The organism is Drancourtella massiliensis (assembly GCF_016900655.1).
GTDB lineage: Bacteria > Bacillota > Clostridia > Lachnospirales > Lachnospiraceae > Sellimonas > Sellimonas catena.
Genome location: NZ_JACJKH010000023.1, coordinates 17,849 through 42,434 on the forward strand (window position 1 = coordinate 17,849; position 24,586 = coordinate 42,434).

At 43.9% G+C, this 24,586-nt stretch carries 22 protein-coding genes; 18 read left to right on the forward strand and 4 right to left on the reverse strand.

Going from position 1 to position 24,586, the window contains the following annotated elements; all coding sequences use genetic code 11:
- The first annotated feature begins 162 nt into the window (after positions 1 to 162).
- From H6A32_RS12125 to H6A32_RS12150, 6 genes are all read left to right on the forward strand, one after another.
- Positions 163 to 2,523, forward strand: a complete 2,361-nt coding sequence (locus H6A32_RS12125) for an ABC transporter permease (RefSeq protein WP_158099275.1) — start codon at positions 163 to 165, stop codon at positions 2,521 to 2,523.
- A gap of 68 nt (positions 2,524 to 2,591) precedes the next feature.
- On the forward strand, positions 2,592 to 2,897 hold the full coding sequence (locus tag H6A32_RS12130; protein ID WP_430749591.1) for a hypothetical protein: 306 nt from the start codon (positions 2,592 to 2,594) through the stop codon (positions 2,895 to 2,897).
- 101 nt (positions 2,898 to 2,998) lie between these two features.
- On the forward strand, positions 2,999 to 3,214 hold the full coding sequence (locus H6A32_RS12135; protein WP_087169588.1) for a helix-turn-helix domain-containing protein: 216 nt from the start codon (positions 2,999 to 3,001) through the stop codon (positions 3,212 to 3,214).
- 43 nt (positions 3,215 to 3,257) lie between these two features.
- Complete coding sequence (locus tag H6A32_RS12140; protein ID WP_087169576.1) at positions 3,258 to 4,250, forward strand: PDDEXK nuclease domain-containing protein; 993 nt, start codon at positions 3,258 to 3,260, stop codon at positions 4,248 to 4,250.
- Positions 4,251 to 4,499: 249 nt separating this feature from the next.
- The gene (locus H6A32_RS12145; RefSeq protein ID WP_158099274.1) at positions 4,500 to 4,643 is read left to right on the forward strand and encodes a hypothetical protein; all 144 of its coding nucleotides are present in this window, start codon (positions 4,500 to 4,502) and stop codon (positions 4,641 to 4,643) included.
- 350 nt (positions 4,644 to 4,993) lie between these two features.
- On the forward strand, positions 4,994 to 5,983 hold the full coding sequence (locus H6A32_RS12150; RefSeq protein ID WP_140398891.1) for a hypothetical protein: 990 nt from the start codon (positions 4,994 to 4,996) through the stop codon (positions 5,981 to 5,983).
- 81 nt (positions 5,984 to 6,064) lie between these two features.
- On the opposite strand, the gene H6A32_RS12155 is transcribed toward H6A32_RS12150, so the two are convergent.
- Positions 6,065 to 7,336 (reverse strand): MATE family efflux transporter, encoded by a 1,272-nt coding sequence (locus H6A32_RS12155; RefSeq protein ID WP_158099273.1) that lies wholly within the window; start codon positions 7,334 to 7,336, stop codon positions 6,065 to 6,067.
- A 103-nt stretch (positions 7,337 to 7,439) separates the two neighbouring features.
- Here H6A32_RS12155 and H6A32_RS12160 point away from each other — a divergent pair, with 103 nt between their 5' ends.
- From H6A32_RS12160 to H6A32_RS12170, 3 genes are read left to right on the forward strand one after another with little or no spacing between them, the layout of a single operon-like run.
- The gene (locus H6A32_RS12160) at positions 7,440 to 7,793 is read left to right on the forward strand and encodes a GNAT family N-acetyltransferase (RefSeq protein ID WP_207753155.1); all 354 of its coding nucleotides are present in this window, start codon (positions 7,440 to 7,442) and stop codon (positions 7,791 to 7,793) included.
- Positions 7,794 to 9,302, forward strand: coding sequence for a glycoside hydrolase family 31 protein (locus H6A32_RS12165; protein WP_204864452.1), 1,509 nt, complete (start codon positions 7,794 to 7,796; stop codon positions 9,300 to 9,302).
- 21 nt (positions 9,303 to 9,323) lie between these two features.
- Positions 9,324 to 11,294, forward strand: coding sequence for a hypothetical protein (locus H6A32_RS12170; protein WP_204864453.1), 1,971 nt, complete (start codon positions 9,324 to 9,326; stop codon positions 11,292 to 11,294).
- Positions 11,295 to 11,442: 148 nt separating this feature from the next.
- Here H6A32_RS12170 and H6A32_RS12175 read toward each other — a convergent pair whose 3' ends face one another.
- Entirely contained in the window at positions 11,443 to 12,624 is a 1,182-nt protein-coding gene (locus H6A32_RS12175; RefSeq protein WP_182466606.1) for an Rpn family recombination-promoting nuclease/putative transposase, read from the reverse strand.
- A 553-nt stretch (positions 12,625 to 13,177) separates the two neighbouring features.
- Here H6A32_RS12175 and H6A32_RS12180 point away from each other — a divergent pair.
- The 5 genes from H6A32_RS12180 (at position 13,178) to H6A32_RS12200 (ending at position 19,080) form a co-directional block, all read left to right on the forward strand.
- A complete protein-coding gene (locus tag H6A32_RS12180) occupies positions 13,178 to 13,504 on the forward strand; it encodes a hypothetical protein (protein WP_087253904.1) in 327 nt (108 codons plus the stop codon).
- 226 nt (positions 13,505 to 13,730) lie between these two features.
- Positions 13,731 to 14,822 (forward strand): MFS transporter, encoded by a 1,092-nt coding sequence (locus H6A32_RS12185; protein WP_275950825.1) that lies wholly within the window; start codon positions 13,731 to 13,733, stop codon positions 14,820 to 14,822.
- A gap of 5 nt (positions 14,823 to 14,827) precedes the next feature.
- The gene (locus tag H6A32_RS12190) at positions 14,828 to 16,204 is read left to right on the forward strand and encodes a hypothetical protein (RefSeq protein WP_204864455.1); all 1,377 of its coding nucleotides are present in this window, start codon (positions 14,828 to 14,830) and stop codon (positions 16,202 to 16,204) included.
- A 2-nt stretch (positions 16,205 to 16,206) separates the two neighbouring features.
- Positions 16,207 to 16,356: a hypothetical protein gene (locus H6A32_RS12195; RefSeq protein WP_158099270.1), complete on the forward strand. Its 150-nt coding sequence runs from the start codon at positions 16,207 to 16,209 to the stop codon at positions 16,354 to 16,356.
- 480 nt (positions 16,357 to 16,836) lie between these two features.
- Positions 16,837 to 19,080, forward strand: a complete 2,244-nt coding sequence (locus H6A32_RS12200) for an alpha-galactosidase (RefSeq protein WP_204864456.1) — start codon at positions 16,837 to 16,839, stop codon at positions 19,078 to 19,080.
- On the opposite strand, the gene H6A32_RS12205 is transcribed toward H6A32_RS12200, so the two are convergent.
- Entirely contained in the window at positions 19,044 to 19,913 is an 870-nt protein-coding gene (locus H6A32_RS12205; RefSeq protein ID WP_242960217.1) for an AraC family transcriptional regulator, read from the reverse strand. The genes H6A32_RS12200 and H6A32_RS12205 overlap by 37 nt on opposite strands.
- Positions 19,914 to 20,058: 145 nt before the next feature.
- On the opposite strand from H6A32_RS12205, the gene H6A32_RS12210 reads away from it, so the two are divergent.
- From H6A32_RS12210 to rd, 3 genes are all read left to right on the forward strand, one after another.
- Positions 20,059 to 21,408 (forward strand): MATE family efflux transporter, encoded by a 1,350-nt coding sequence (locus H6A32_RS12210; RefSeq protein WP_087169019.1) that lies wholly within the window; start codon positions 20,059 to 20,061, stop codon positions 21,406 to 21,408.
- 52 nt (positions 21,409 to 21,460) lie between these two features.
- A complete protein-coding gene (locus H6A32_RS12215; RefSeq protein ID WP_204864457.1) occupies positions 21,461 to 21,985 on the forward strand; it encodes a spore maturation protein in 525 nt (174 codons plus the stop codon).
- A gap of 115 nt (positions 21,986 to 22,100) precedes the next feature.
- On the forward strand, positions 22,101 to 22,259 hold the full coding sequence (gene rd / locus H6A32_RS12220) for a rubredoxin (RefSeq protein WP_024733984.1): 159 nt from the start codon (positions 22,101 to 22,103) through the stop codon (positions 22,257 to 22,259).
- A 73-nt stretch (positions 22,260 to 22,332) separates the two neighbouring features.
- Here rd and H6A32_RS12225 read toward each other — a convergent pair whose 3' ends face one another.
- Positions 22,333 to 24,129, reverse strand: a complete 1,797-nt coding sequence (locus H6A32_RS12225; RefSeq protein WP_204864458.1) for a DUF885 domain-containing protein — start codon at positions 24,127 to 24,129, stop codon at positions 22,333 to 22,335.
- A gap of 143 nt (positions 24,130 to 24,272) precedes the next feature.
- On the opposite strand from H6A32_RS12225, the gene H6A32_RS12230 reads away from it, so the two are divergent.
- Entirely contained in the window at positions 24,273 to 24,584 is a 312-nt protein-coding gene (locus H6A32_RS12230; protein ID WP_087169022.1) for a hypothetical protein, read from the forward strand.
- Positions 24,585 to 24,586: the final 2 nt, after the last annotated feature.

The window sequence follows — 24,586 nt, forward strand, 5'->3', positions numbered from 1 at the left end:
TGGTCGGGAATGATTATCAGGATGTTTAATGAAGAAGAGTTTCATCCGGAATATATAATTTTCATATTGGTTTCTCTTTATGTGTTCGCATCGGTCATTCGAACAACTTTTATTTTGCGTGGGAAAAAACAAGAGTGGTTAGAATATCTTCCTGCGATCAGTATGGTTTTGTATGGAGGGCTTCTTGCAGTACTTACTAATACTATGGATCTTACACTTTATGTCAATTTTCCATTATATTATATGGCAATTTCGGCAGTGGAATTTGTGAGTGTGAAATATCTGGAACAGCAGGAAGAAATCAATGAACGGTATGAGACGCTTAAGGAGGATGAACGAAAAGAAAGAGCCCATCGAAAGAAGGCAAATTATTTTCCGGGTAAATATCCAAAAGAATTTTATCAGGTTATTCGAAAGAATTTTCGTTATCGAGGAAAAAATCAGGTTATTTTTGTTATGGCAGCGATGCTGCTTGCAGCAATCTGTTACATTGTTTTTTCCATGTACCAAATGACAGATAAACTTTACGGAGGAAAGGAAGAGTCCGATTCTGCGTTGGCAAGTGTCATGTTTGGAGAGGGAATTCATGGACTTTTTCAGAGTCTGGCGTTGATCTTAGGAATTTTAAGCGTTTTGATGATGGTCATGGTCATTTCCTGGTACATAAAGGAACAGAAGAAAGAATACCGGTTGATGGTTATTCTTGGTATCCGGAAAAATACAGCGTATCTTATTTTCCTTGTGGAATTTTTTATCAACATTCTAATTGCGGCAATGATTGGAATTCCTGCCGGAGCTGTGGGAGCGGTTCTCATGAGAAGGGCATTTACAAAGAACTTTCATGGAAACGTAGATCTGCCGGGAGTGGTAAGTGCTCCGCAGATTTTCTTTGGCTTTTTGGTTTACCTTGTACTGATGCTTTTGGCGCTGGGATTTAATCAGGAGAATTTCATTGCACTTGGAAATTCGACTAATCTGACAGAAGAAAAGGCGAAGGAAAGAAGACCGAAAAGAAATCTGTTTTTACGTATCATGATTGGAATATTTCTCTATGTGCTTGGAATGGCATGGTTTTCCATTCGGGGATGGGCGGAAATGAAAGTGGTTTACTGTCTTCCGGTACTGGGAATCCTCTGCTTATTGATGGGAGGACTGGCGCTTTGGCTGCAAAAGCGAGAGCACAAGGCAGGATATTATCAGGGAATTTTCCGGTGGAATACATTTTATTACCGGTTCTGGAAAAATGTATGGCTGCTGTTCTATCTCTCTGTTGCTCAATTTTTGCTTCTGGCAGTATTTTCCCCAGCGTTTATCAGTTCTATGATGAAGCAAAATGTAGAAGGTATGTATCCATATGACATTGTATGCATGGCGTATGAGGCGGATATCCCTGATCTGGAAAAGATTGCAGGGGAAGCAGGGGCAGATATTATCGAGTACCCGATGGTAAGAATGACCTCTATTTATGGAAGTGATAAAATTCCTTCGTGGGCGGGAGGAATTCGACCGGTTCAATGGCCGCAGGGACAGCATATTGCAATTTCTGAAACATCTTATAATCAGATGAGAGAGGTCATGGGAAAAGAGAGAAGAAATCTGGAGCTTTCAGGAGAGAAGATGCATGTGGTCTATCAGCAGGATCTTTCAGTCAAGACCAATACGATTGACTGGGATACTACACGGATTGAAAAACATCTGCGTTTTGGACAGCCGCTTCAATATTATAATACAGCTGATTATCGGAATATCTTTCCGGAGAGAAATATTGTTAGTGAAGAGAGGGATAGCCTGATTGGGATTTTTCAGCAGGGGAAGCAGGAAAACCTGATTGTCCTGTCTGATGAATATTTTGAAAAGGCATGGAATGAAATTTCTGCCTATAATCGAGAAAATTGGAATGTACGGGAATCTATTACAGATGAAGAGTGGAAGCTTTATACAGTATCTCATGCAGGAAATCTGACAGAAGGTCCGACAGTACTGCTTTGCATGAATATTCCGGATGGAAAAACAAAGCAGGTTACAGATCAGCTTGAGTATTTGAAAGAAAAGAATCGATTTGATCAACTTTGGGATCGTTCTATCCAACCATTTTATGAGAAGTCGCAAATGATTCAGAATACAGAGTCTGAAATCCTTCTTACCCGGACAGCGAATGGATTTATCCTGCTGATTCTGATGATCATGGCAGTTTTTCAGTATTTTCTGTTTGTCAAGGAGGAGGAAAACAACTGGAAATGGGATAATGATTTTTTGGAAAAACTGGGTATGAAGGAAAAGGACAGAATGAAGAAAGTTGTATTTCAACTCCGTTTCTTTATACTTTTTCCTGCAATTCAAGCACTAATCGGAGGCATTCTATTTACCGCCCTGACATTAAAGACAAGATTGTTTACTGGAACAGAAATTATGCAGTTCAGTGGCATCATGGGAACCGTCTATAGTTTGTATGTATTGATCTGGTTTGTGATGTATGAAATTATGAAATGTGACGTCAAAAAACGGTTGATGAAGAAAAGATAAAAAATGTCTTTTGACAATAAAATGGTTGAAAAGATTGTTCTTATTTGTAAAAATATTTTAGTCCTAGCTTGACACCAGCCAACTTTCTCGGCCTCGGATGGGCCGCGACCCCCGCAGGCCTGAAAGCCATGGAGGAGCTTGGAAAACTGAATCATGGAAGTACATCGGCCAGCAACGCCATGTGCAACTTCCTCATTCTGAATATCTCGTCCCTTCAGCTGATCCCGGTCAATGTTATTGCCTTCCGCAGCCAGTACGGCAGTGTGGAGCCTACGGCGATTGTGGGAGCAGGGATTGTAGCGACGACGATCAGCACAGTAACGGCGATTATATTCTGTAAGATGATGGATCGTAAAAAGACCCGGAGAGCGTGAAGCTCTCCGGGATTTTTTTGTGGACTGGTTAGAAATGAGGATTTGTGGTATAATAAATTGAGTTATAAGTCAAATAATTGAGAAGAACAATGGAGAAAAATATGTTAAAGAACAATATCGAAATGGATATAAAGATGAGATGTATCGAGAAATCTACTACGCAGGCAAAGATTGCAGAGAATATCGGAACATCACCGTCATATGTGAATAAGATTATCCGCAGTAAAGAGCAGATCATGAATAAGACGTTTCTTGCTATGATGGAGGATCTTGGCTTTGACGTTGAACTGAATTATGTGGAGAGAAAGGAATCGTGATTTATGTCAACAGTGTTGTCACAAATTTGAAAGGCGGGAAAATATGAGTAATGAGATTACAGTCGCAGGCAGCCTTATTCAGATTATCAGCCAGTCAAGACAAAATGCATTGAAAAAGGTTAATGAAGAATTGATTAATATGTATTGGAAGATTGGAGAACATCTGAGCACAGAATCCGAGAAGGCTTCGTTTGGCGATGCCTATATCGATACTGTGGCGGAAGAAATACAGAATGCTTTTCCTGGCATAAAGGGGTTCAACAGACGTGGCTTATATCGGATGAAGAAATTTTATGAAACCTATAAGGACGATGAATTTGTGACAACACTGTTGACACAAATAAGCTGGTCAAATCATTTGGCTATTATTTCAAAAGCGAAAACAGTGGAAGAACGCCATTTTTATTTAGCCTTGTGTGTAAAAGAGAATTATTCAGCAAGAGAACTTTCACGTCAGATTGATAGCGGATACTATGAGAGATACATGCTGTCTCAGGAAAAGCTGTTGCCTGAACCGATAAAAGAGTTGAAGGAAAATCCGTTCCTGGATTCTTATGTAATAGAGTTTCTGGATCTTCCATCAAATTTTAAGGAAGCTGATCTGAGAAAGGGTCTTATCAGCAATATGAGGGACTTCATTTTGGAGGTTGGCAGAGACTTTACTTTTATAGATGATGAGGTCAGGGTGCAAGTGGGAGGAGAGGATTACAAAATTGATCTTTTATTCTTTCATCGCGGCTTACAGTGCTTAGTGGCTTTTGAACTAAAGATTGGCAGATTTAAGCCAGAATATATTTCCAAGATGGATTTCTATTTGGAGGCGCTTGATCGGCAGAAAAAAAAGAAACATGAGAATCCAAGTGTGGGGATGATCCTTTGTGCATCAAAGGATGATGAAGTAGTTGAGTATGCAATGAGCAGAACATTATCTCCGATGATGGTCGCAGAATACCAGCTACAGTTGCCTGATAAGAGTGTGTTACAGAAGAAATTACAGGAATTGATCAATATGCCTTTGATGGAGGGTGAAGATTAGCGACGACGATCAGTACAGTAACGGCGATTATATTCTGTAAGATGATGGATCGGAAAAAGACCCGGAGAGTGTGAAGCTCTCCGGGATTTTTTTGCTGTAAGTAACATTTGCGCAAAGAATCGTGACGTTTACGCAAGTGATATTGAGTTTGTCAGGTTAATAGAGTATAATTTGAAATGACAGAAAACAATAAAGAAAAATATAAAATAAATGAGAATTAAGAAATAAATACATAATAGATTGATAAAAATGATATGGCAGAGAAAAAAGGATTTGTTAGTTGAAGGCGCAACCCTGTATCGAAATGCAGATTATGAGGTTTATATAAGACAACCAGAAGAAACTCTAGTCTATGCAGATGTTTTAGGCGGCATATACTTATCTGCTGGATGATACATTTTGCTATAAGCTTTCAGAACTAGACAATAAAAATTTTTGAGCTTACTATCGAAAACAATGAAATTAACAAGAGGAGGTGCATCATTATGAAAAATATGGCGAGAAGAATCATTGCTTTGGGATGTGTTGGAATACTTTTTACAGGAATGAGCGGATGTGAGAAGCAAAATGGAAAAGAAAATGAAACTGTACTGACAGTGATCACGGACCCATCAATTCAGAAAGAAGTAAGCAGTGTAGCTGATTTTATGATGAAAACAGAAGACATTGAGATAAATGTAAAGGTACTTCCTACTGAGGAAAATGGACGGGATGCAGAGATTCAGAAGCTTCAGACACAAATTATGGCGGGAAAAGGAGCAGATGTATATTTGCTGGATACGAATCCAGATGCTGCAGAGGTGAAAACGGAGTTATTTGCAAATCCATATCAAACGATGCAAAGCGGAGCATTAGCATCATTAGATGAATATATGAAAACAGATTCTTATTGGAATGATACGACCTATAATAAGAAGATTTTAAATGCAGGACAATATGACGGAAAGCAATATATTATTCCGCTCTCCTGTTATTACTATGTACTATCAGGATCTAATGACATTGAGAAGGTGACAGAGGAGACTCTGGGGGAATGGTTGGAACAGGCGGAAAAAGAGGATGGCTCTGGATTGAAAGAGGCAATCGATGGGAGTTTATATTTGACAGCTGGAAGATGGTATCAGCCGGCAGCAGATTATGAAACACAACAAGTTTTGTTTGATAAAGAGAAATGGACAGCATTTGCAGAATCTTTCTTGTCACTTCAACAGGAATGGTTGGTAGATATGGTAGATAACATAGAAGAACAGTATCAAATACAGCCTATCGGTTCGTTGACAGGGGGAGAAGAGGTTTACGTTAAGACCATTCCGGAATTGGAAGGAAGAAAAATGGCATCCGTTATGACTTATGGGGCAGTTGGAATGTCCAGCGATCATAAAGAAAAAGCATATGAATTTTTAATGCTGTTTTTAAATGATAAGATGCAGGAAAAAGAGGATGGTATTGAGAACATAGGGCAGGTTTTTAGCACCACCGATGGAATCGCGGTAGAGAAAAGTGAGATCAGGAATTGGTTATACGACTGTTCAGATGTAACAATTTCAGCAGTAGAAGAAAGTTTTGAGGAATTGGATGGAGCATATTTTATAACGGATGTTGAAAAGACTCTGACATCGGACATCCAGAAGGTTGTAGAATGGGGAGTAGAACCGGAAAATGGATGGGAAAAATTCGTGTCAGATTTGGCAGACAGAGTGTGGAAACAATACGAGATGCAGGTGAAAGAGTAGCTGCGAGGTTCCGAATATTCTGGTAAAAACAGGAGTTGGAGAAGGACATATTATTTTGTTTTTTAGAAGTAAATTTATTTTTTACCGCAAATCCGCATTCAGCCTTCTGCGGGACCGCTGATACAAAATCAAATATACGGCGGCATAGCCGATACCTAAAAGGACATACAGTAGCAATAAGTTTTTTACCAGTACGCCGCACAGGCACAGTATGATCATATTGATAGTAAATGTGACATACAGTGTGTATCGGGACTCATTGATAGACTGCAGAGCTGACTTTTCGATATTGAGTCCATAGTTAAAAATCTGGGCAAGTAAAGCGGCAGGAAGACAGAATTGTGCCAGGGACACGACTTCTGCTTCATCTGAGATAAAAGTAATAATATAAGAATCACAGTTTATCAGAACAAGAAACATTAAGGCGAAACAGCTTAAAGACAGTATCGTTGCTGTATTTTTGATCTGTTTTGCCTTTTTATGGCTGCCATTTCCGAAAGCCTCACTTACTAAAGAAACCGTGGCTGTGGAATAGCCAAACATGGGCATTTGTATAATCGAAATGATTTGCAGAATCAGATTGTATGCTGACAATTCTACTGTGCCGATCCGGGCCACAATCATATTCAATCCCACTACAAATAAGATATCTTCCATGAATTCCTGAGCTAAAAATGGAATGGAAAAGCGGATCTTGTCTTTTATTTTCTTTAATATCTGAGGAATCCGCAGATCAATCTGAACAAGATGGCGTGCTGTATAACTATAGATGCCTAGATACACAATCAGAGACAGTATACTTCCTAATGCGGCACCTTTTGCTCCAAACGCAGGAAGGCCCAGTTTTCCATAAATCAAAATATAGTCTAAACACACACCCAGTATATTTATAAACAAGGTTGTGGCAAAGATATGGTTCGTTTTTTTAAATATTTTGAATACGCTTGAATACAGAAAGATGACTAAATTCAGTGGAATGGAAAAACTGAAAATCCTAAGATATTCTGACGCTTCCTGCAGAGTTTTACCAGTTAATCCGAAGCCTTTATGTAAAATCGGATTGCAGAATATATTAAACAGAATAAAAAGCCCGAATCCGATGCCTCCGCACAGAATCAGGAGAAGGGAAAACTCTTCGCTGATACCTTTTAAATCATTTCTTCCTTTTAGATTAGAACCGCAAATATTAAAGACGATCGAAAATGCACCGAGAACACCTACGAGACTGTTGATGCAGGAATAGACAAGTCCGACACCGGCATAGGCCTCTAAGGAAATATGTCCGATAAAAGCCTGATCAATGATTCCCATCAAGATACTTGTGATGGAACCTGCGATTAACGGCAATGCCATTTTATTCAATTCTGTAATGCAGCTTTTTCTTTCTTTACTTATACAGTTCATATTTTATTACCTTTTTAAATCTCATTCCACGATATAAATTAATTATAGAATTCTGGAAAATGTCTGGCAAGAGGAATATCACGAGCAGGAAAAAAGCAAGGTATGGGATTGGCATTTTCAACCTTTGCATATATACTTAACTCATGAGGAACGCGGAAAATATACAGGAAAGGAAAAGGTTATGGATTTGATTTTAGAAAAAGCCAATGGAGAAAAACATATTGGAGCAGTCAGAATCTGTGATTTTGAAAAACGTTGTGTTTTGAAACAGATCTTTATTCTGCCAGAATATCAGGGGTACGGATATGCCCAGGAAGCTATCAAGATGGTCGAATCTTTTTATACAAAAGCAAAAAGATGGCATGGATCTGGTATATTACGCAAAAGAAAAACAGGGGGAGTTTAAATGAAGATTAAGTTTCAAGGAAATGAATTCTGGTATGGTACCTGTGTGAAATATGGGATGAGGATGCCGATTGGTCCGGATACGGAAACGGAGCTGGATTTGACCAGTAATCCAACGCCGAATCAGGAGATGCCTCTTCTGGTGTCGACAAAAGGGCGCTGCCTCTGGTCTGAGGAGGGATTTCACATCAGGATCAGAAGCGGCGTTATAGAGGTCCCGGATTCCTATCAGCTGGAAGAGACAGGAGGCGGCCTTCGGGAGGCCTATCTGCATGCCATGCAGAAGCATTTTCCATTTCGGGGAATGCCGGCGGAAAATCTGTTTGGGAGAATTATTTACAATACATGGATCGAGCTTACTTATCATCAGAATGAGGAGGATATTCTCGCATATGCCGGCCGGATTCTGGAAAGCAGGATGCCGCCCGGAGTTCTGATGATTGACGATGGCTGGGCGGAATGCTATGGAGACTGGAGATTTCACAGCGGAAAGTTTCCGCATCCGGAGCAGATGATAGAGAAGCTCCACGGGATGGGATATCAGGTTATGGTATGGGTCTGTCCGTATGTATCGCCGGATTCGCTGAAATACCGGGAGGCGAGGGATCAGGGAATTCTCATCCGGACGCCGGAAGGGGAGCCGTACATCGCAAAATGGTGGAATGGATATTCGGCAGTTCTGGATTTTTCCAATCCAAAGGCAGTACAATGGCTGAAATGTCAGCTCGATGCACTTACAGACATGGGGGTGGATGGATTTAAGTTTGATGCAGGGGACAGCATGTATTACCGGGATGATAATGTAACGTTCGGAAGGGTGACGCCGGATGAACAGTCCAGACTTTGGGCGGAGTTCGGGGAACAATATCCGTACAATGAGTACCGGGCATCTTTTCGGGCAGGGGGATATGCGCTTTTACAGCGGCTCTGCGACAAGGATCATTCCTGGGGAGAAAATGGAATTGCATCTTTGATTCCGGACACGCTGCTTCAGGGAATTACGGGGCATGCTTATGGGTGTCCGGATATGATCGGAGGGGGAGAATATCTGAATTTCCAGAACATGGAGAAAGCCGGACTGGATGAAGAACTGTTTGTCAGGCATTGCGAGATTGCCTGTCTGATGCCTGCCATGCAGTTTTCGGCGGCGCCGTTCAGGATCCTGAGCCGAAAAAACTTTGCATGCATTTTGAAAAGCATTGAGGTGCGGAAGAAATTTCTGCCGTATATTATGGAAGAACTCAGAAAGACCAGCGTTACAGGTGAACCGTTGATTCGATATCTGGCATATGAATTTCCGGAGGAACATGTGGAAAACGTGACGGATCAGTTCATGTTAGGAGGAAAATATCTGGTTTCGCCGGTTTATGAGAAAGGGAAAACCGGAAGGAGCCTTTACCTTCCAAAGGGAAAGTGGTATGATCGTGGAAGAGTATGGACGTCGCAGGGCGAAACCATATATTGCGAATCGGAACGAGGAATTCCGATTGCTTTTGAGAGAATAGGATAATAAATTCAGTGGGGGTAAGGAATGAAAAGAACAGCAGTATTGTTTTTGACGGCGGCACTGGCGGTATCCAGTGTGCCGCTTTCTGTCAATGCACAGGAAGATTACATTACAGCAGAGGAATCTGTGGAAAATGGACTGAAAAATACCGAAAGTGTGGAAAATGAAGAGGATATGAGTCAGCCGGAGGAAGGGGCAGAATCCGGAAAAGAGGAAGAGACCGGGGAAGATTCAGAAAAGGATGAACAGCTGGAAGAAGGAATGACACCGGATGAAGTCCCGGGAGAAGACCAGGATGAAACCGTAGAAGAAAATCCGGACAACATTCCGGGAGACGTTTTGGAAGAAGAACCGGCAAGTGAGGAAGGTAACATAACGGAAAATCCGTATACAGAGAAGGCACCTGAGAGTGAAGAGCCTGCGGAACAGGCAGTGACGGAGGTGCAGGAACTTCCGAAAGAAAAAGTAAGATCAGCGAAACCGGCACTTACGTATCAGGCACATGTCCAGAATGAGAGCTGGCAGAACTGGAGACAAGAGAGTGAACTGGCCGGTACTGAGGGAAAATACAGACGGATGGAAGCGCTCCGAATCAAACTGCAGGGCGGAGAAGATGCTGTTCAGGGAAGCGTGGAATACCGGGCACATGTACAGGATTACGGCTGGATGGATTGGAAGAAAGATGGAGAACTGGCTGGAACGCAGGGACAATCGAAGCGGATGGAAGCGATTGAGATCCGCCTGACGGGAGAGCTTGCCGAGCAGTATGATATTTATTATCGTGTACATATCCAAAATTATGGATGGCTGGACTGGGTGAAAAACGGCGCTCCGGCAGGAAGTTCTGCACTGAGTTCACGGATGGAAAGCTGTATGATCCGGCTTGTGGAAAAAGGCGATCCATCACCGGCAGCAGGAACAAGGGGATTTATCAAAGCATATACGAATATGGATTTGACTTATCGCGGGCATGTTCAAAAGATTGGAAATACAAATACATCCGTCAACGGGCAGATTATGGGAACAGTTGGAAAGAGTCTGAGGCTGGAAGCTATGACCATGTGGCTTGATACAGCGGATTCACAGAAACTTTCCGGCGGAATTGAATACTCGGCACATGTCCAGAATATAGGCTGGCAGGGATTTAAGAAGAATGGACAGCAGGCAGGAACGCAGGCCAAAAGCCTGAGAATGGAGGCGGTTAAGATTCGCCTGACCGGAGAGGCTGCGAAGTGCTACGATATTTATTACCGGGCGCATGTCCAGAATTTCGGATGGCTTGGATGGGCGAAAAACGGACAGGCTTCTGGAAGTGAAGGATATGCTTACCGTATGGAAGCACTTCAAATTATGCTGGTTCCAAAAACAAAGGGAGCACCGGGAAGTACAAGTAATGCTTTCAAGAAAAAGCAGACAGTACCGGTGAAGAAGACAAAGTCTTTTTCCGAAGCACTTGGATTTGACGGAACAAAGATTGTAAAAGAACTGAGTGCACACCAAAATGATTCTTATTATCTGGGAACTCCGTATCAACCAATGAAAAACCCGTTGAATATGCACGAGATTCTTTACCCGAATGGTGACAGACGGGCTGATGGCTACAGTGGAATGAACTGTACCGGGTTTGTTGCCTATGTTACGCAGAAATGCGGAGGCAATCTTGCGCCAATTGGCAAGATGGGGCTGTGGGGCGGAGCATGTAACGCATCAAACTGGTTTCGTTATTTCAAAAAAGCCAATGTGGAGTATTATACATACAATTCAGTATCTGCTCTTTTGAAATCCGGAAAAGCAGAACAGGGGGATATCATTTACTGTGAACCTGTAAACTGGAATCAGCCGGGAGCAGACTGCCACATCGGATTTTTCTGGGGAAGAACATCAAGTGAAAACCGGTTTTGGCATACATCGACATCTCCGAAAAATGGAAACCAGATTTCCAACATTGTTCCGGGAATTTATCCGTCCTATTTTCATCTGGTGAAGATGAAATAAAAAGCAACTTTCAGGCGGATGAAATAAAGACTTCAAAAAAGAATAGACAGTCCCAGGGAGAGCATAGTACTTGAAAAAGTCCAGACTCTCCGGGGCTGTCTTTTCTTATCAGAAAATAAAAATTGATATTAACCACCAACTGCTCTAATTAAAAGATCAGTTTTTGAAAATCTTCTGTCGACATACCATATGAGGATGCTGCCTGTTCCAGGTTAAGGAGACCTTTTTGATACAAATCGATAATCGCATCTTTACGTCCCTGATCGTGGGCAACGTCATTCTGTGCATGAGCCTCTGCGAGCTGTTTTTGAGTTTCAGAGAGTTGTTCCTGAGTTTCAGAGAGCTGTCCCCGAGTTTCAGAGAGCTGTCCCCGAGTTTCAGAGAGTTGTCCCCGAGTTTCAGAGAGCTGTCCCCGAGTTTCAGAGAGCTGTCCCTGAGTTTCAGAGAGCTGTCCCTGAGTTTTGGAGAGCTGTCCCTGAGTTTTGGAGAGCTGTCCCTGAGTTTCAGAGAGTTGTCCCTTGGTTTCGGCAAGTGTGTCCTTAGCTTTATCTAATTCTCCTTGTACTTCTGCGATCTGCTGAAATATTTTTTCAGTCTGATGCTGCAAGGCGAGCTGATCGCGCAGGGCCCGTTCCCGGGCTTCATATGCCAGGCGTTTTTTCTCATCCTGACTCATCTCCATAAGATCTTCGTAGGCCGATTCAAGGTATGCATTTCCCTTTGCCATTTCTTCCATCTCCTTCTTATTGCCGCCGCGGAAGAATTTCATCCATGCAATAATGCCGTCAGGATGGTGGTACTCTTTTGGAATTTTGGGAAGTTCCAGTATCTGAAGCTCCAGCTTTTCGCTGTACAGATCTCCGGTTGCTTCATCATAGAACCGGACCCTTCTGTGACAGAAATTGTCTTTTTTAAAATAGGTAAAATTCAGGACGCCAACCTGTATACATTTTTGAAGTTTGTCATAAGATTCGCCCTTTTGGAGCTGGCTGGAAAACATTTTACTTAAATAAAAAAGACTTCGATCATCCCAGTATTCTATATAGAGAACCTGCATTTCGATATCCAGCTGAGTACCGCTTTCCAGAAGGACACGGACATCCAGAACACCTTGCTTTTCTTCCTCTGTTCTTTTGGAAAGCTCGTTTTCCAGGATCGTTGTCCTGCCGATCTGTTCCGGAGGAAGACGCAACAATGCAGCGATGAATCCGGTTCTTGTTTTTGGATTGCGCATCAACTCTTTGAAGCACCAGTCGATGTAAGGCTTCATAATAAATTCTTCTTCCGAAGTGGTTTGAATGGTTTTGATTTCGACTTCGTTTGTTTGCATAAACAGTCTCCTTCCTGTGGCGGTCCGGCACCTGTCAGAAGAAAACTGTTTCTGTTTCTTGTAGTCTAACATAATTTCAAACAGCAGAAAAGAGATGTCCCACAGAAAACGTATTCTTTACAGACAGAGATCCCGGCCATGTTTTTTGTTATGAATTGGATTGTTCGGCGAATGCCGTGAATGATAGAAAAGCAGACAGCTTTTCAGACGATCTCAGAATAGCATGAAAAGAAGGGCAAGGCAAGCCGGTGAAAGATAAAATTTTTCTGAAAAGACAAAGAGAGAGGACAATTTTCCGTTTTAGGATGCAAATAATAAATTGTTGATATATTAAGAATGCATAGATTGTAAATGTACAGAAAAAATGATATATTGAAACAAAATAACAGATAAATATGAAAGAAATAAAAACACAGCATTTTAGGGAGTGATACCAATGAGTTATAAAGAAGAGAATATGAGTGATTAATTAAAATTACTGGTACAAGTTCTGGAAAGTTAATCGGACTATTAGATATGGGTCACAGAACAGGAATCACCGGAACAGAAAACGTTGACAACAGTGCTGGAAATGCTGTTTACCGTACCGGATCAAAAGCTGCAGGATGCTTATATGGAGGCGAAAGAGAAGGCGGAGCAGGAGGCTGCCGAAACAACAGAACCTGGAGCACATGGAGTATATGATTTTGAAGAATTATTAACAAAAATGTACGGCTCTTATTTTTTGACCCAGGTAGAACACAATTTATATTCGGCCGTGGGAAATTTGCAAAGTCAGATTATAGGTGGCGAAGAGACAGATGAAAATCAGCTGCGGCAGGAAGCAGCAGCGGCAGCAGAGAAAGCGTGGAAAGATTATCGGACACAGATGGCAGAATAAAAGAGTGGATAATAGCAGGGTGGAGAAAGGGTGATTATGACCCTTTCTCCGTTTTTGGCTTATTTAAGTCGTTTTGACAGTTTCCCTACAAAGTATGGAACAGCTTTGATATAATGATGACATATTCACATGTAAGGAAACATACAACAATGAAATCCAACAGAAATCTACTATACTATTATATTTATTCCATTACCAGTGCGGCGATCCTGACGCGGGGTATTTTTTGATTTATCTACAGCAAAAAGGGCTTTCGATCGTGGAAGTTTCGATGTATTCTGTCGTCTACAATATATGTACAGCGGTCAGCGAGGTGCCGACGGGATATATTGGAGACCGGATCGGAAGGAAAAATTCCATTATTACAGGAACGATATTGCTGGTATGTCAGGCGGGACTGATGGTAGCAGCGCAGGAGAAAGTCTGGCTGATATTGTTGGCAGGTCTGGAAGCAGTTGCGTATACTTTTATTTCCGGCAGTGATTCGGCCTTACTTTATCAGATGCTTGCAAGCCGGAAGATGGAAGATCAGTATTTGAAGATTAATTCCAGAATTCTTGCGGCGCAGTCGGCTGTTATGGGCGGTGCAATTTTTATCGGAGCTCAGCTTGCGCAGTATTCCTGGAATCTTCCGTATCTTTTGACAATGCTGATTCTGATAGTGGCAGCAGGATTTATGTGCAGAGTGAAAGACCTCATGCCGTTTGCAGAAAGAGAAAAAAGCACAGGAAAACTGATAAAAACGTTGAAAGACAATATTTTATACCGGCCGCTTGGAATGTTCCTCCTTTTCTTTATTGGCATCAGTATGATTGATGGAATAGCGTGCGGTTATTACAATCTGAATCAGCTGATTCTGGAATCAGTTGGGATCAGCGTGTCGGCGATCGGTTTGTTTTTCTCCCTATCGTACATAGGGAATTCGTTTGCCTATCTGGCAGTGAGTCCGCTGAATCGAATTTTTAACAGAAGCAGGATCATCTTTCTGGCTCTGATAACAGAGTGTTTGGGATTTTTATGGTTGTCCCAGGTTCAGAATAAGGGACTGTTTTTTGTGATTTCGTTAATTTTATGCTTTGTGCCGGAAATCATTTTTACTGTGGCGGACAGCATCATACAGGAATGGATTGTAGAAAGAAACAGGGCAACGATTTTATCCGTGATGTCCTTGATACGGTCGCTGTGTTCTGGAGTTATTTATGGTATTTTTGGAATTCTTCTGGAAATTGTGACAATAGAGCAGTTTTTAATTTTTCTGGCTGTTGGCTTTGGTGTGAGTGCGGTAAGTGTATTGATAGTACTAAGGAAAAGTAGGTGATGTATATGAGACATTTTGTTAATAAATTCAGTATTTTATTCCTGGTTTTTACTATCTTGGAACAGCTGATTGCCGCGACATCCACCTATGCAATGATTGCCCTGAGCTCGGAAATCCTGAAAGGGGAGGGCATGATCTGGTTTGGGGTCTTTGTGCTTTCTCTCGTCCTGGTATTTGTATCCCGGATTTTCAGTCAGAAATATATGGTAAAAGCGGAATATGCAACGTTTCAGAGATATCTTTCTCTTTATGAGAGCAATTTATATAATCAGCCGTCGTTGAAAACAAGTCATGCATTTGGAGGAGAGCGACAATCGTATTTCCAGAATCAGACGTGGCAGACTATTGAGAAAACATACGAATTCTTTGGAGATCTGATGGCGACGGTTTTGAATGTGATTTTCAATGTCCTCGTCATTGGCTGGTCTTTGAGTCCGTGGTTTTTTGCTGCATATCTTTGTGCAGCAGCGGTGATTGCAGCGGGAATTCTGACGGCAAGGGGAAAAATTGTCCGTAAGAGTGCCGGAGCGCAGGAAGCACAGAGTGCTGTGCAGAATAGATTGTTTGACGGCTGGGATACTCTCCTGATTGGAAACCGCTATAACTGGAGCCGGTGGAAAGAGGTGTTTGGGCGGACCGTTGCCAAAGCGGAGAAGACAGAGACACAGTACCGTTTCAGTAATAATATACTGTCTCTTCTGATTATGGTTGGAAGTATCTTTCCGATGATTCTGGTAGTGCTGTGGACGTTGGCGGACAGTGCAGGAAACGTGGGCCGGATGACGTCTGTCATTGTAACGCTTCCACGGCAGGTGAGCAACATTCAGTATCTGAGCGTCATAGTGGAATATGTTACCGAACTGGTCGGAATCCGGGAAAAGGTTCGGAACATCGATCATGCAGCATCAGCTGTGGAGAAAGAAAATCAATATCATGGGACGATCCGTTGGGAGAATCTCCGGTTTTCCTCAGGTGATGTGGAACTTCGCTTCGAGAATGTGGAAAATTTTCTGGAATTTTTACAGGATTGTGCAGAAGAGGAAAGGTATGGGCGGATTCTGATTACCGGAACAAACGGAAGCGGGAAAACAACAGTTCTGATGCGGATCAAAGAGTATTTTGGAGATCGGGCTTATCTGTTTCCTAACCATACGAGATTGTTTTTTGAGGACAGTAATGAGAAGGAATATTCTACAGGACAACGTCTGCGGGCGAATGTGGAGGAAGTGCTCGACCGGATGAAAGATCCGTCCGTGAGGCTGTTCCTTTTCGATGAGTGGAATGCCAATCTGGATGAGGAAAATCAGAAAGAGATTTCTGAATATATAGACCGGCTGGCAAAGAGAGGGCTGATCCTTGAAGTGCGGAATAAGGAGGTATAAAAATGGGACGCAGACTGATTTTTATTGATGATAAGCCGGGATACGGCGGGGTATCGACCTGCCTGATCTGTCTGGCAAATGAGCTTTGTAAGATAGGAAGATGTAACCGTACAAAAGAAGACATCTGTACGGTTACATCTTTAAAAGGGTAAAAAGCAGCGGTAGAGAATAAGACATCTGTACGGATCAAATGCCAGAAAAGAGAAAAGTAACCGTACGGAACAAATAAAGTGTACGGATTAAATGCTAAGAAAGGAAAAAGTAACCGTATGAGACAAAGAAAGTATACGGTTTCAAGAGTCAAAAAAGAAAAATAACCGTACGGACAGAGGATTCATACGGTTACAGGAGCAGATGTCTGGTTCCAGCGGTAGAGAACGCTGGAAAGCCGGGAGACAAGGACAAGTTAAGATGAGGAGACTTCCAAAGAGGAGGGCGACATCAGGTTTGATGCTGTCTTCCTCTTTCTTGTTACGGCGGAAACATTTTTAGTACATAATCATTTACCTGACATTTGGACATATTTACCTGACATCTTGAACTGGCATAAAAGTGTGAAATGATTATAATTAGTTGTAGTAAAAACGAGAAGATTACGGATCGCAAGATCAGGGGAAAAAGGAGGAGCAGAGATGGCGGTTTGTTTTCACAAATCATCGATGGAATTTCATCTGTATAATCAGAACATCAGCTATATTTTGAATGTACTGGAGAATGGACAGATCGGACATATTTATTTTGGAAAGAAATTACGGGACAGGGAGAGTTTTGCGCATATGTTGAATTTCCGGGCAAGACCGATGTCTGTATGCCCGTTTGAAGGAAAACTGGAATTTTCCATGGAGCACATCAAGCAGGAATACCCGGTGTACGGATCAGGGGATATGAGATATCCGGCTCTTGAGATTCTTCAGGAAAACGGCAGCCGGATATCCGAGTTCCTTTACAAAGGACACAGCATTTATCAGGGAAAACCGGAGCTTTCCGGACTGCCGGCAACCTATGTAGAGAAAGAAGAGGAAGCGGATACACTCGAACTGTATCTGGAAGATCAGGTATCCGGTACGGAAATTACTTTATATTATACAATCTTTGCGAATGTTCCGGCAGTTGCACGTAGTGCGAAGATTACGCAGAAGGGAGATCAGGAAATTGTTCTGGACCGGGCAATGAGTATGAGTGTTGATCTTCCGGATATGGATTTTGAGATGATCGAGCTGACCGGAGCATGGGCAAGGGAACGTTCGGTCAAGGAGAGAAAGCTGGAGCATGGAGTGCAGGCAGTATACAGTCTGCGTGGATGCAGCAGCCACAATTATAATCCGTTTCTGGCTTTGAAGCGGGAGGAGACGACAGAGGGAAATGGAGAAGTCTATGGGTTCAGCCTGGTCTACAGCGGAAATTTCCTTGCGCAGGCGGATGTCGACACGTATGACACAACAAGAGTGACGATGGGAATTCATCCGGATACTTTTTCCTGGAATCTGAGACCGGGAGAGACCTTCCAGACTCCGGAGGCTGTGATGGTATATTCGGATCACGGACTGAATGGTATGAGCCAGGCATATCATACGCTTTACCGGAGCCGCCTTGCAAGAGGATTCTGGAGAGACCGGGAAAGACCGGTTCTCATCAACAACTGGGAAGCAACCTATTTTGATTTTGACGAGGACAAGATTCTTGAAATTGTAAAAACAGCAAAAGAGCTTGGAGTGGAACTGTTTGTGCTGGATGACGGATGGTTTGGAAAGCGTAATGACGACACCTCTTCTCTGGGCGACTGGTATCCGAATCTGGAAAAATTGCCGGATGGCATTACGGGAGTGGCCAGAAGGGTAGAGGAAATGGGACTGAAATTCGGACTCTGGTTTGAGCCGGAAATGACGAATAAAGAAAGCAGGCTTTACAGGGAGCATCCAGACTGGATTTTGTCAGTGCCGGGAAGAAAGGTGTCGGTGGGACGTAATCAGTATGTCCTTGATTTTTCCAGAGAAGAAGTTGTGAACGCGATCTTTGAACAGATGAAAAAGGTTCTGACAGAAGCTCCGATTTCCTATATTAAATGGGATATGAACCGGAGTATGTCTGAAGTGTATTCGGCGGGTGCCGGTGCAAAGGATCAGGGAAAAGTCATGCACAAGTACATACTGGGTGTGTACCGGCTTTACGATATGCTGACGAAGGAATTTCCGGAAATCCTGTTTGAGTCCTGCGCAAGCGGCGGGGCGAGATTTGATCCGGGACTTCTTTACTATGCGCCGCAGTGTTGGACATCTGATGATACGGATGCGGTAGAGCGATGCAAAATCCAGTACGGAACCTCTTTTGTCTATCCGGTCAGCAGCATGGGAGCCCATGTGTCTGCGGTGCCGAATCATCAGCTGCTTCGAAACACGTCTCTGGAAACACGTGCGAATGTGGCGTATTTTGGAACTTTTGGGTATGAGCTGGATCCAAACAGGCTGACAGAAGAAGAAAAAGAAGAGGTCAAAGCACAGATTACGTTTATGAAACAGTACCGTCACCTGATTCAGTACGGCACTTTTTACCGGCTGTTAAGTCCGTTTGAGGGAAATGAGACGGCGTGGATGGTCGTATCAGAAGATAAAACCCGGGCGATTGTCGGATATTACAAGGTCCTGCAGTCTGTGAACGGACCGTATAAAAAAGTCAGGCTTCAGGGGCTGGATCCGGACCGGAAGTATCATGTCGCCGGGATGGAGCCAGGAAAATACGAGGAAGATCTCTACGGAGATGAACTTCTCTGGTACGGCCTGAATGTGTCCGATGCCTCCTCCGGGGAGAATAAAGAGAAGTACAACGGAAAGAACGGGGACTATCAGTCCCGGCTGTATCTCTTAAGCTCCATCGAATAAGGATTCGTTTTCTTATCCTGGCGGTACCGGGAAGGGCTTGTTCCATTGACCTTCCGGAATGCCTTGGAGAAAGAAAAGGTGCTGGAGTATCCGCAGGAATAGGCAATGTGTTCAATGGGGAGACTGGTATTTTCCAGGAGTTCACACGCCTTGGTCATGCGGTATTTGACGAGAAACTGCTGTGGAGACAGGTGTACAGTCTTTAAGAACAGTTCCGTCAGATAACTCCGGTTGAGGGATAGAAAGTCTGCGATTTCCTGAACGGATACCGGGTTCTGGTAGTTCTTATATATATAGGAAATGGCCTGGCTGACATAGACGTCTGCAACCTTTTTACTGCTTTTGCTTTTGTAGCCGGAGCCTTCGATCAGGAGGGCCAGAAACTGCAACAGAACCCCTTGAATATAAATTTCATTCTGGAAGCTCATCTTATGGTGGGCGATCATATCCAGGACATAGCTCTTTGCCTTCTCCGGGTCCGGGCAGGTAAAGACCGGGTGGTCCGGCGTGATTCCGATCAGCTCGAAGTAGCGGGCAATGTCGGTGCCGGCAACGGAAACCCAGACATAACTCCACGGATCCGTCTCATCGGCCTGATAGAAGGTGAGCCTGTCAGGCCGAATCAAAAAGCCCTGCCCCGTTTCGATGGAATAACTGTTTTCTCCGGAATAAAAAGTTCCCTTTCCTTTTGTGCATATATGAAATATGTAGGAGTCCCGGACAGCAGGTCCATAGGAATAAAGGGGCGGGCAATCCTGCATTCCGCAGAAAAGCATATAAATTTCCTGAAAAAGATTACTGTTAAATTCTGAAAAAGTCTGTATCTGGTCCATATAATCCCCTCCCCTGAGCGGTTTTTCTTGAGTGTAGCATGAGAAAAAAGAATTGTAAATAAAAAAGGGGATTGCGCGATTACATGCGGAGCGGTAGAATGGAAAAATATGAGTAAAAAAAGGAATGCGAGAAGGGAGAACAGCTATGGAAAACAATATGACAAAGGGAAGTCCCGGAAAGCTGATTGTCCGGTTTACGATGCCGGTTTTTATAGGAAATGTGTTCCAGCAGTTTTATAATATGGTGGATGCCGTGGTTGTCGGGAAATTTGTCGGGACAAAGGCACTTGCAGGAGTCGGGGCGACAGGGACGATCAATTTCCTGATTATCGGATTTCTGATCGGGCTGACTGCCGGGTTTACCGTGTTGACGGCGCAGAAATTCGGTGCAGGCGATATGAATGCAATGAGGAAAACAGTGGCGTCTGCCGCGATTCTGTCGTTGATTGTCTCCGTGGTGATGACAGCGGCCAGCGTGATCTTTATGAAAGACCTGTTGAGACTTCTGAATACGCCGGAAGACATTTTTGACTATGCGTACGAATATATTGTCATTATCTGTGCCGGGATTTTTGCCCAGGTACTTTATAATCTGCTTTCCAGTATTTTAAGAGCACTCGGCAACAGCCGGACACCGCTTTATTTTCTGATTCTGGCGGCGCTTCTGAACGTCGTGCTGGATCTGGTGTTCATCATCTGTTTTGGCATGGGACCGGCAGGGGCGGCTTATGCGACTGTCATTTCTCAGGGCGTGTCGGGGGCGGCATGTCTGATTTACATCTGGAAGGCGGTGCCGCATCTGCATCTCCACAAAGAAGACTGGAAAGTGGAAGGAGATCTTTTGAGGACACAGATGCGGATCGGATTTCCGATGGCGCTTCAGTATTCGATTACTGCTATCGGGACAATGATGGTGCAGTCCGCGCTGAATCTGCTCGGCTCCATCTCCGTTGCGGCCTTTACGGCAGCCAGCAAGATCGAGCAGATTGTAACTCAGGCCTATGTGGCTCTTGGAACGGCCATGGCGACCTATTGTGCCCAGAATATGGGAGCGGGAGATATCAAAAGAATCCGGCGGGGATTCCGCTCGGCAACCATCATCGGTTCCGTCTATTCGGTTGTGGTTGCGGTACTGATGGTCCTGGGCGGACATTATCTTACGTATCTCTTTGTAGAAGCTGCGGATGTACCGCAGGTAATCGGCGGAGTCCGGACGTATCTGATCTGTGTGTCTGTATTCTTCATCCCGCTGACTGTGGTGAACCTGTACCGCAACGGAATTCAGGGAATGGGATACGGATTCCTCCCGATGACTGCGGGAATTGCCGAATTGATCGGAAGAGGTGTGGTGGCAATGATTGCCTCACGTCACAGAAGTTACGTGGGCGCCTGCCTTGCCAGTCCGATGGCATGGATTCTTGCGGGAAGCCTGCTTCTGGTCATGTACTTTAAAATCATGAAGGGACTGGAGCAAAACCGGGAAGCGGAATCATAAAACGGAACAGTGTGCGTATAATTAAGGGACGATATGCGAAGGAGCACAGAATATGCAGTTTGTTTTATTTCTGTCTCAGTACATCGTCCCTTTTCTGATTTTTACGATTGTTGTCTCCGGAATTCTGGAACGGGTACAGGTTTACGAGACATTTATCAAAGGGGCGAAGGATGGGGTTTATACGGTGTTGAAGATCATGCCGACACTCGTAGGGCTGATGGTGGCAGTGGGAGTACTCCGGGCCTCAGGTTTTCTGGAGTTTCTGTCCGGAATTCTGGGACAGTGGACGGAGAAAATCGGATTCCCGGGAGAGCTGGTACCTCTTTCTGTCGTCAAAATGTTTTCCTCGTCGGCGGCTACCGGACTTTTGACGGATATTTACAAGGAATTCGGGACAGACTCTTACATAGGGAGGATCGCCTCCATCTCCATGGCGTGTACGGAGACGATTTTTTATACGATGTCTGTGTATTTTATGACTGCAAAGGTGAAAAAGACAAGATATACACTGGCCGGAGCGATGATTGCGACGGCGGCCGGACTTGCGGCGAGTGTATGGCTTGCCGGAAAAATGTAAATAATTTATTAAAAAACAAATTTAGGGATAGATTTTTTTTGTAATATAGATTATACTGGTCATAAATAAAAATAGTAATTCTTACTATTTGCATAGGAAGAAAGGAGAATATAAAATGCAGAAATATGTTTGCGAACCATGCGGATATGTATATGACCCGGAAGTAGGTGATCCGGATAACGGAATTGCACCGGGAACAGCTTTTGAAGACCTTCCGGAAGACTGGGTATGCCCGATCTGCGGTATGGGAAAAGAAGTATTCGTAGCAGAATAATAGAAATGAAACGAAAGAGAAGACAGACCGGTCCGGGGCAGATGCCCTGTGTGACCGCTGTCTTCTCTTTTTTCTATGCGTCCGTTTTTTCCAGTTCTTCTCTGATCAGATCAAAAGGAGCCGGCCCGATATCCAGAACAAACTTATGAAACCGTTTCTGGGAAAAATTTTCGCCCCAGCGGGTCATGGCCTCTTTTTTCAGTTCCAGAAATTCCAGATAGCCGAAATAATATTTTGCGTAGTTGGCCGGATCCCCCAGAATCAGCTGATAGATTTCCGAAATGCTGTCTTTGTCACCGATACCGTATTGGAAGAAGAAAGCAAGCGTGTCTTCTTCCGACCAGCCTTTTTCATGGATTCCGATATCGGCCAGAGCATAGAGACCGAGGATGATAGAAGCGTTTTTCTGCTGGATAACGGCCTCTTCTTTGGAGATCAGCGCCAGATAGTAGGACATCATTTCTGTGTAGGTGGCCCATCCCTCCACATATCCGCCAAAGTTCAGGACGGTGCGGATCGGATCCGGATCCTGCGAAAGAAAATAGGTCGTCTGGTAGAGGTGGCCCGGATAGCCTTCATGGGCCAGTGTGGTGAAAAGGTTTAAGCCTTCCATTTCATGTCGCGGGTTGATGTAAATCGTATTTTGGGTACTGTCGTCGATGGGCGGGATGAGATAAAAGGCGGGGCTTAAATATTCCTGCGTGGATGTTGGCACCTGCTTGACGGTAAAGGAAACGTCCGGGATGTCAGGAAAAGACGGCTCCATTTTCTGTTTCAGTTCCAGGAGGATGGATTCCGGGGAGGATTCCTGAAGGACAACGTCCGACACGATTCCGGAGGCGGGAAGTGCCGCTTTCATCTCTTTCATATCAGAGATGATCTGGGAGGCGGCGAGCTGCTCAAGTTCCTCGACGGAACGGTCCGTTCCGATTTCCTGTTTCAGAAATGCTTCATAGCATTCTTTGCCGTCCGGGAGACTGCAAAGCCCCGTGTCGGAAGTGCCGGAACCTTTCAGGGCGGTCAGGCCGTCTATCAGAATCTGGTAAGCCGGAAAAACCTGAGTAGTCAGAAGATCTGTGTTTTTGGCTGTGTACAGGATCCGCTCGCTGTCCGATAGCGTACCCATCTCGTCAAGGCGTTCTTCAAAGGAGGAGAGAAGATAGTGATCTTCTCCCATGGAGACGAAGTCCTGACATTCCTGGATGACGGCGTCCGCTCTGTCGTCAGACATGAAAAGGCCAGCCTCGGATTTGGCCTGTTCGAAGTCAATCAGAGACTGAAAGTAATCCGGCATGGTAGAAAGAAGTGACAGGTATGTATCAATATCCTCTGTCGTCTCAAAAGTAAATTCAGAGAGCAGAACCGGAAGCTGGGACTGGGTTCCGGTGAGCGGACTTAACGGCTCTTCATATAGAAGATATTCGGAACAGGAAAGGGCGGTCTCAAGATAAGAATCCAGAATCCGCCAGGTGAGCTGATTTTCTTTGGACAGCTTTTTTGGCGAAAAGCGGTCAAGTGCTGCCAGAGTATTTTCCAGAGATGCTCCGGAACTCTCGGGAGAGGATACAAAGGTACCGAAGGTGACAGGCGCATCCAGAATCCCGTAACTTTCCGGATCCTTTAAATTAAAGTGCAGGCTGATGGAATCGCCGGACACCTCCTGGAAGAAAAGTGTTTTTGTAAATGCTTCAAACTGTTTATCCGTGCTGTTTGAGGTGATCGTTCTGGAAAAGAAAGAATCCGGGTCCGAAGAGGGCGGAAGAAAGGAATAAATCAGCAGAGAGACAGCAGCCAGGCTGACCGCAGCCAGAAGGACAAACCGGACTTTTTTTCTGCGAAAACATGAGAAAACTGGGAGTGAAAATTTCATAAATTCAGGCTCCAGATAGAATTTGTCATATTATATGTGAAATAGTGCGGTCAAATGTTAAACTTTTGAAATAACCATTGCATTTTATTTTAAAAGTTGTATGATAAGAGATAATTGCAAATTATACAAAAAGGGGGCTTTCTATGGACTCTGTAATCAACAAATTGACGGAAATTGAGCAGACTGCATCGGCGATTGTAGCGCATGCAGAGGCTGAGAAAGAGAAACTCGACAGGGAATACGAAGAGAAGAGAAAGGCATTTGACCTTCGGATGGAGGAGGAGACAAAAGCCCGGATCGAAAAGATTCAGGAGGGGCTTGAGCATGATAAGGAGAACCTTCTTACCGGTCAGGAAAATACAAGCCGGGAGCTCATCGCATCCCTTCAAAAGGAGTATGAGGAGAAGCATACATTGTATGCAGAAGATATTTTAAAGCGGATCACAGAGGTGTAGCT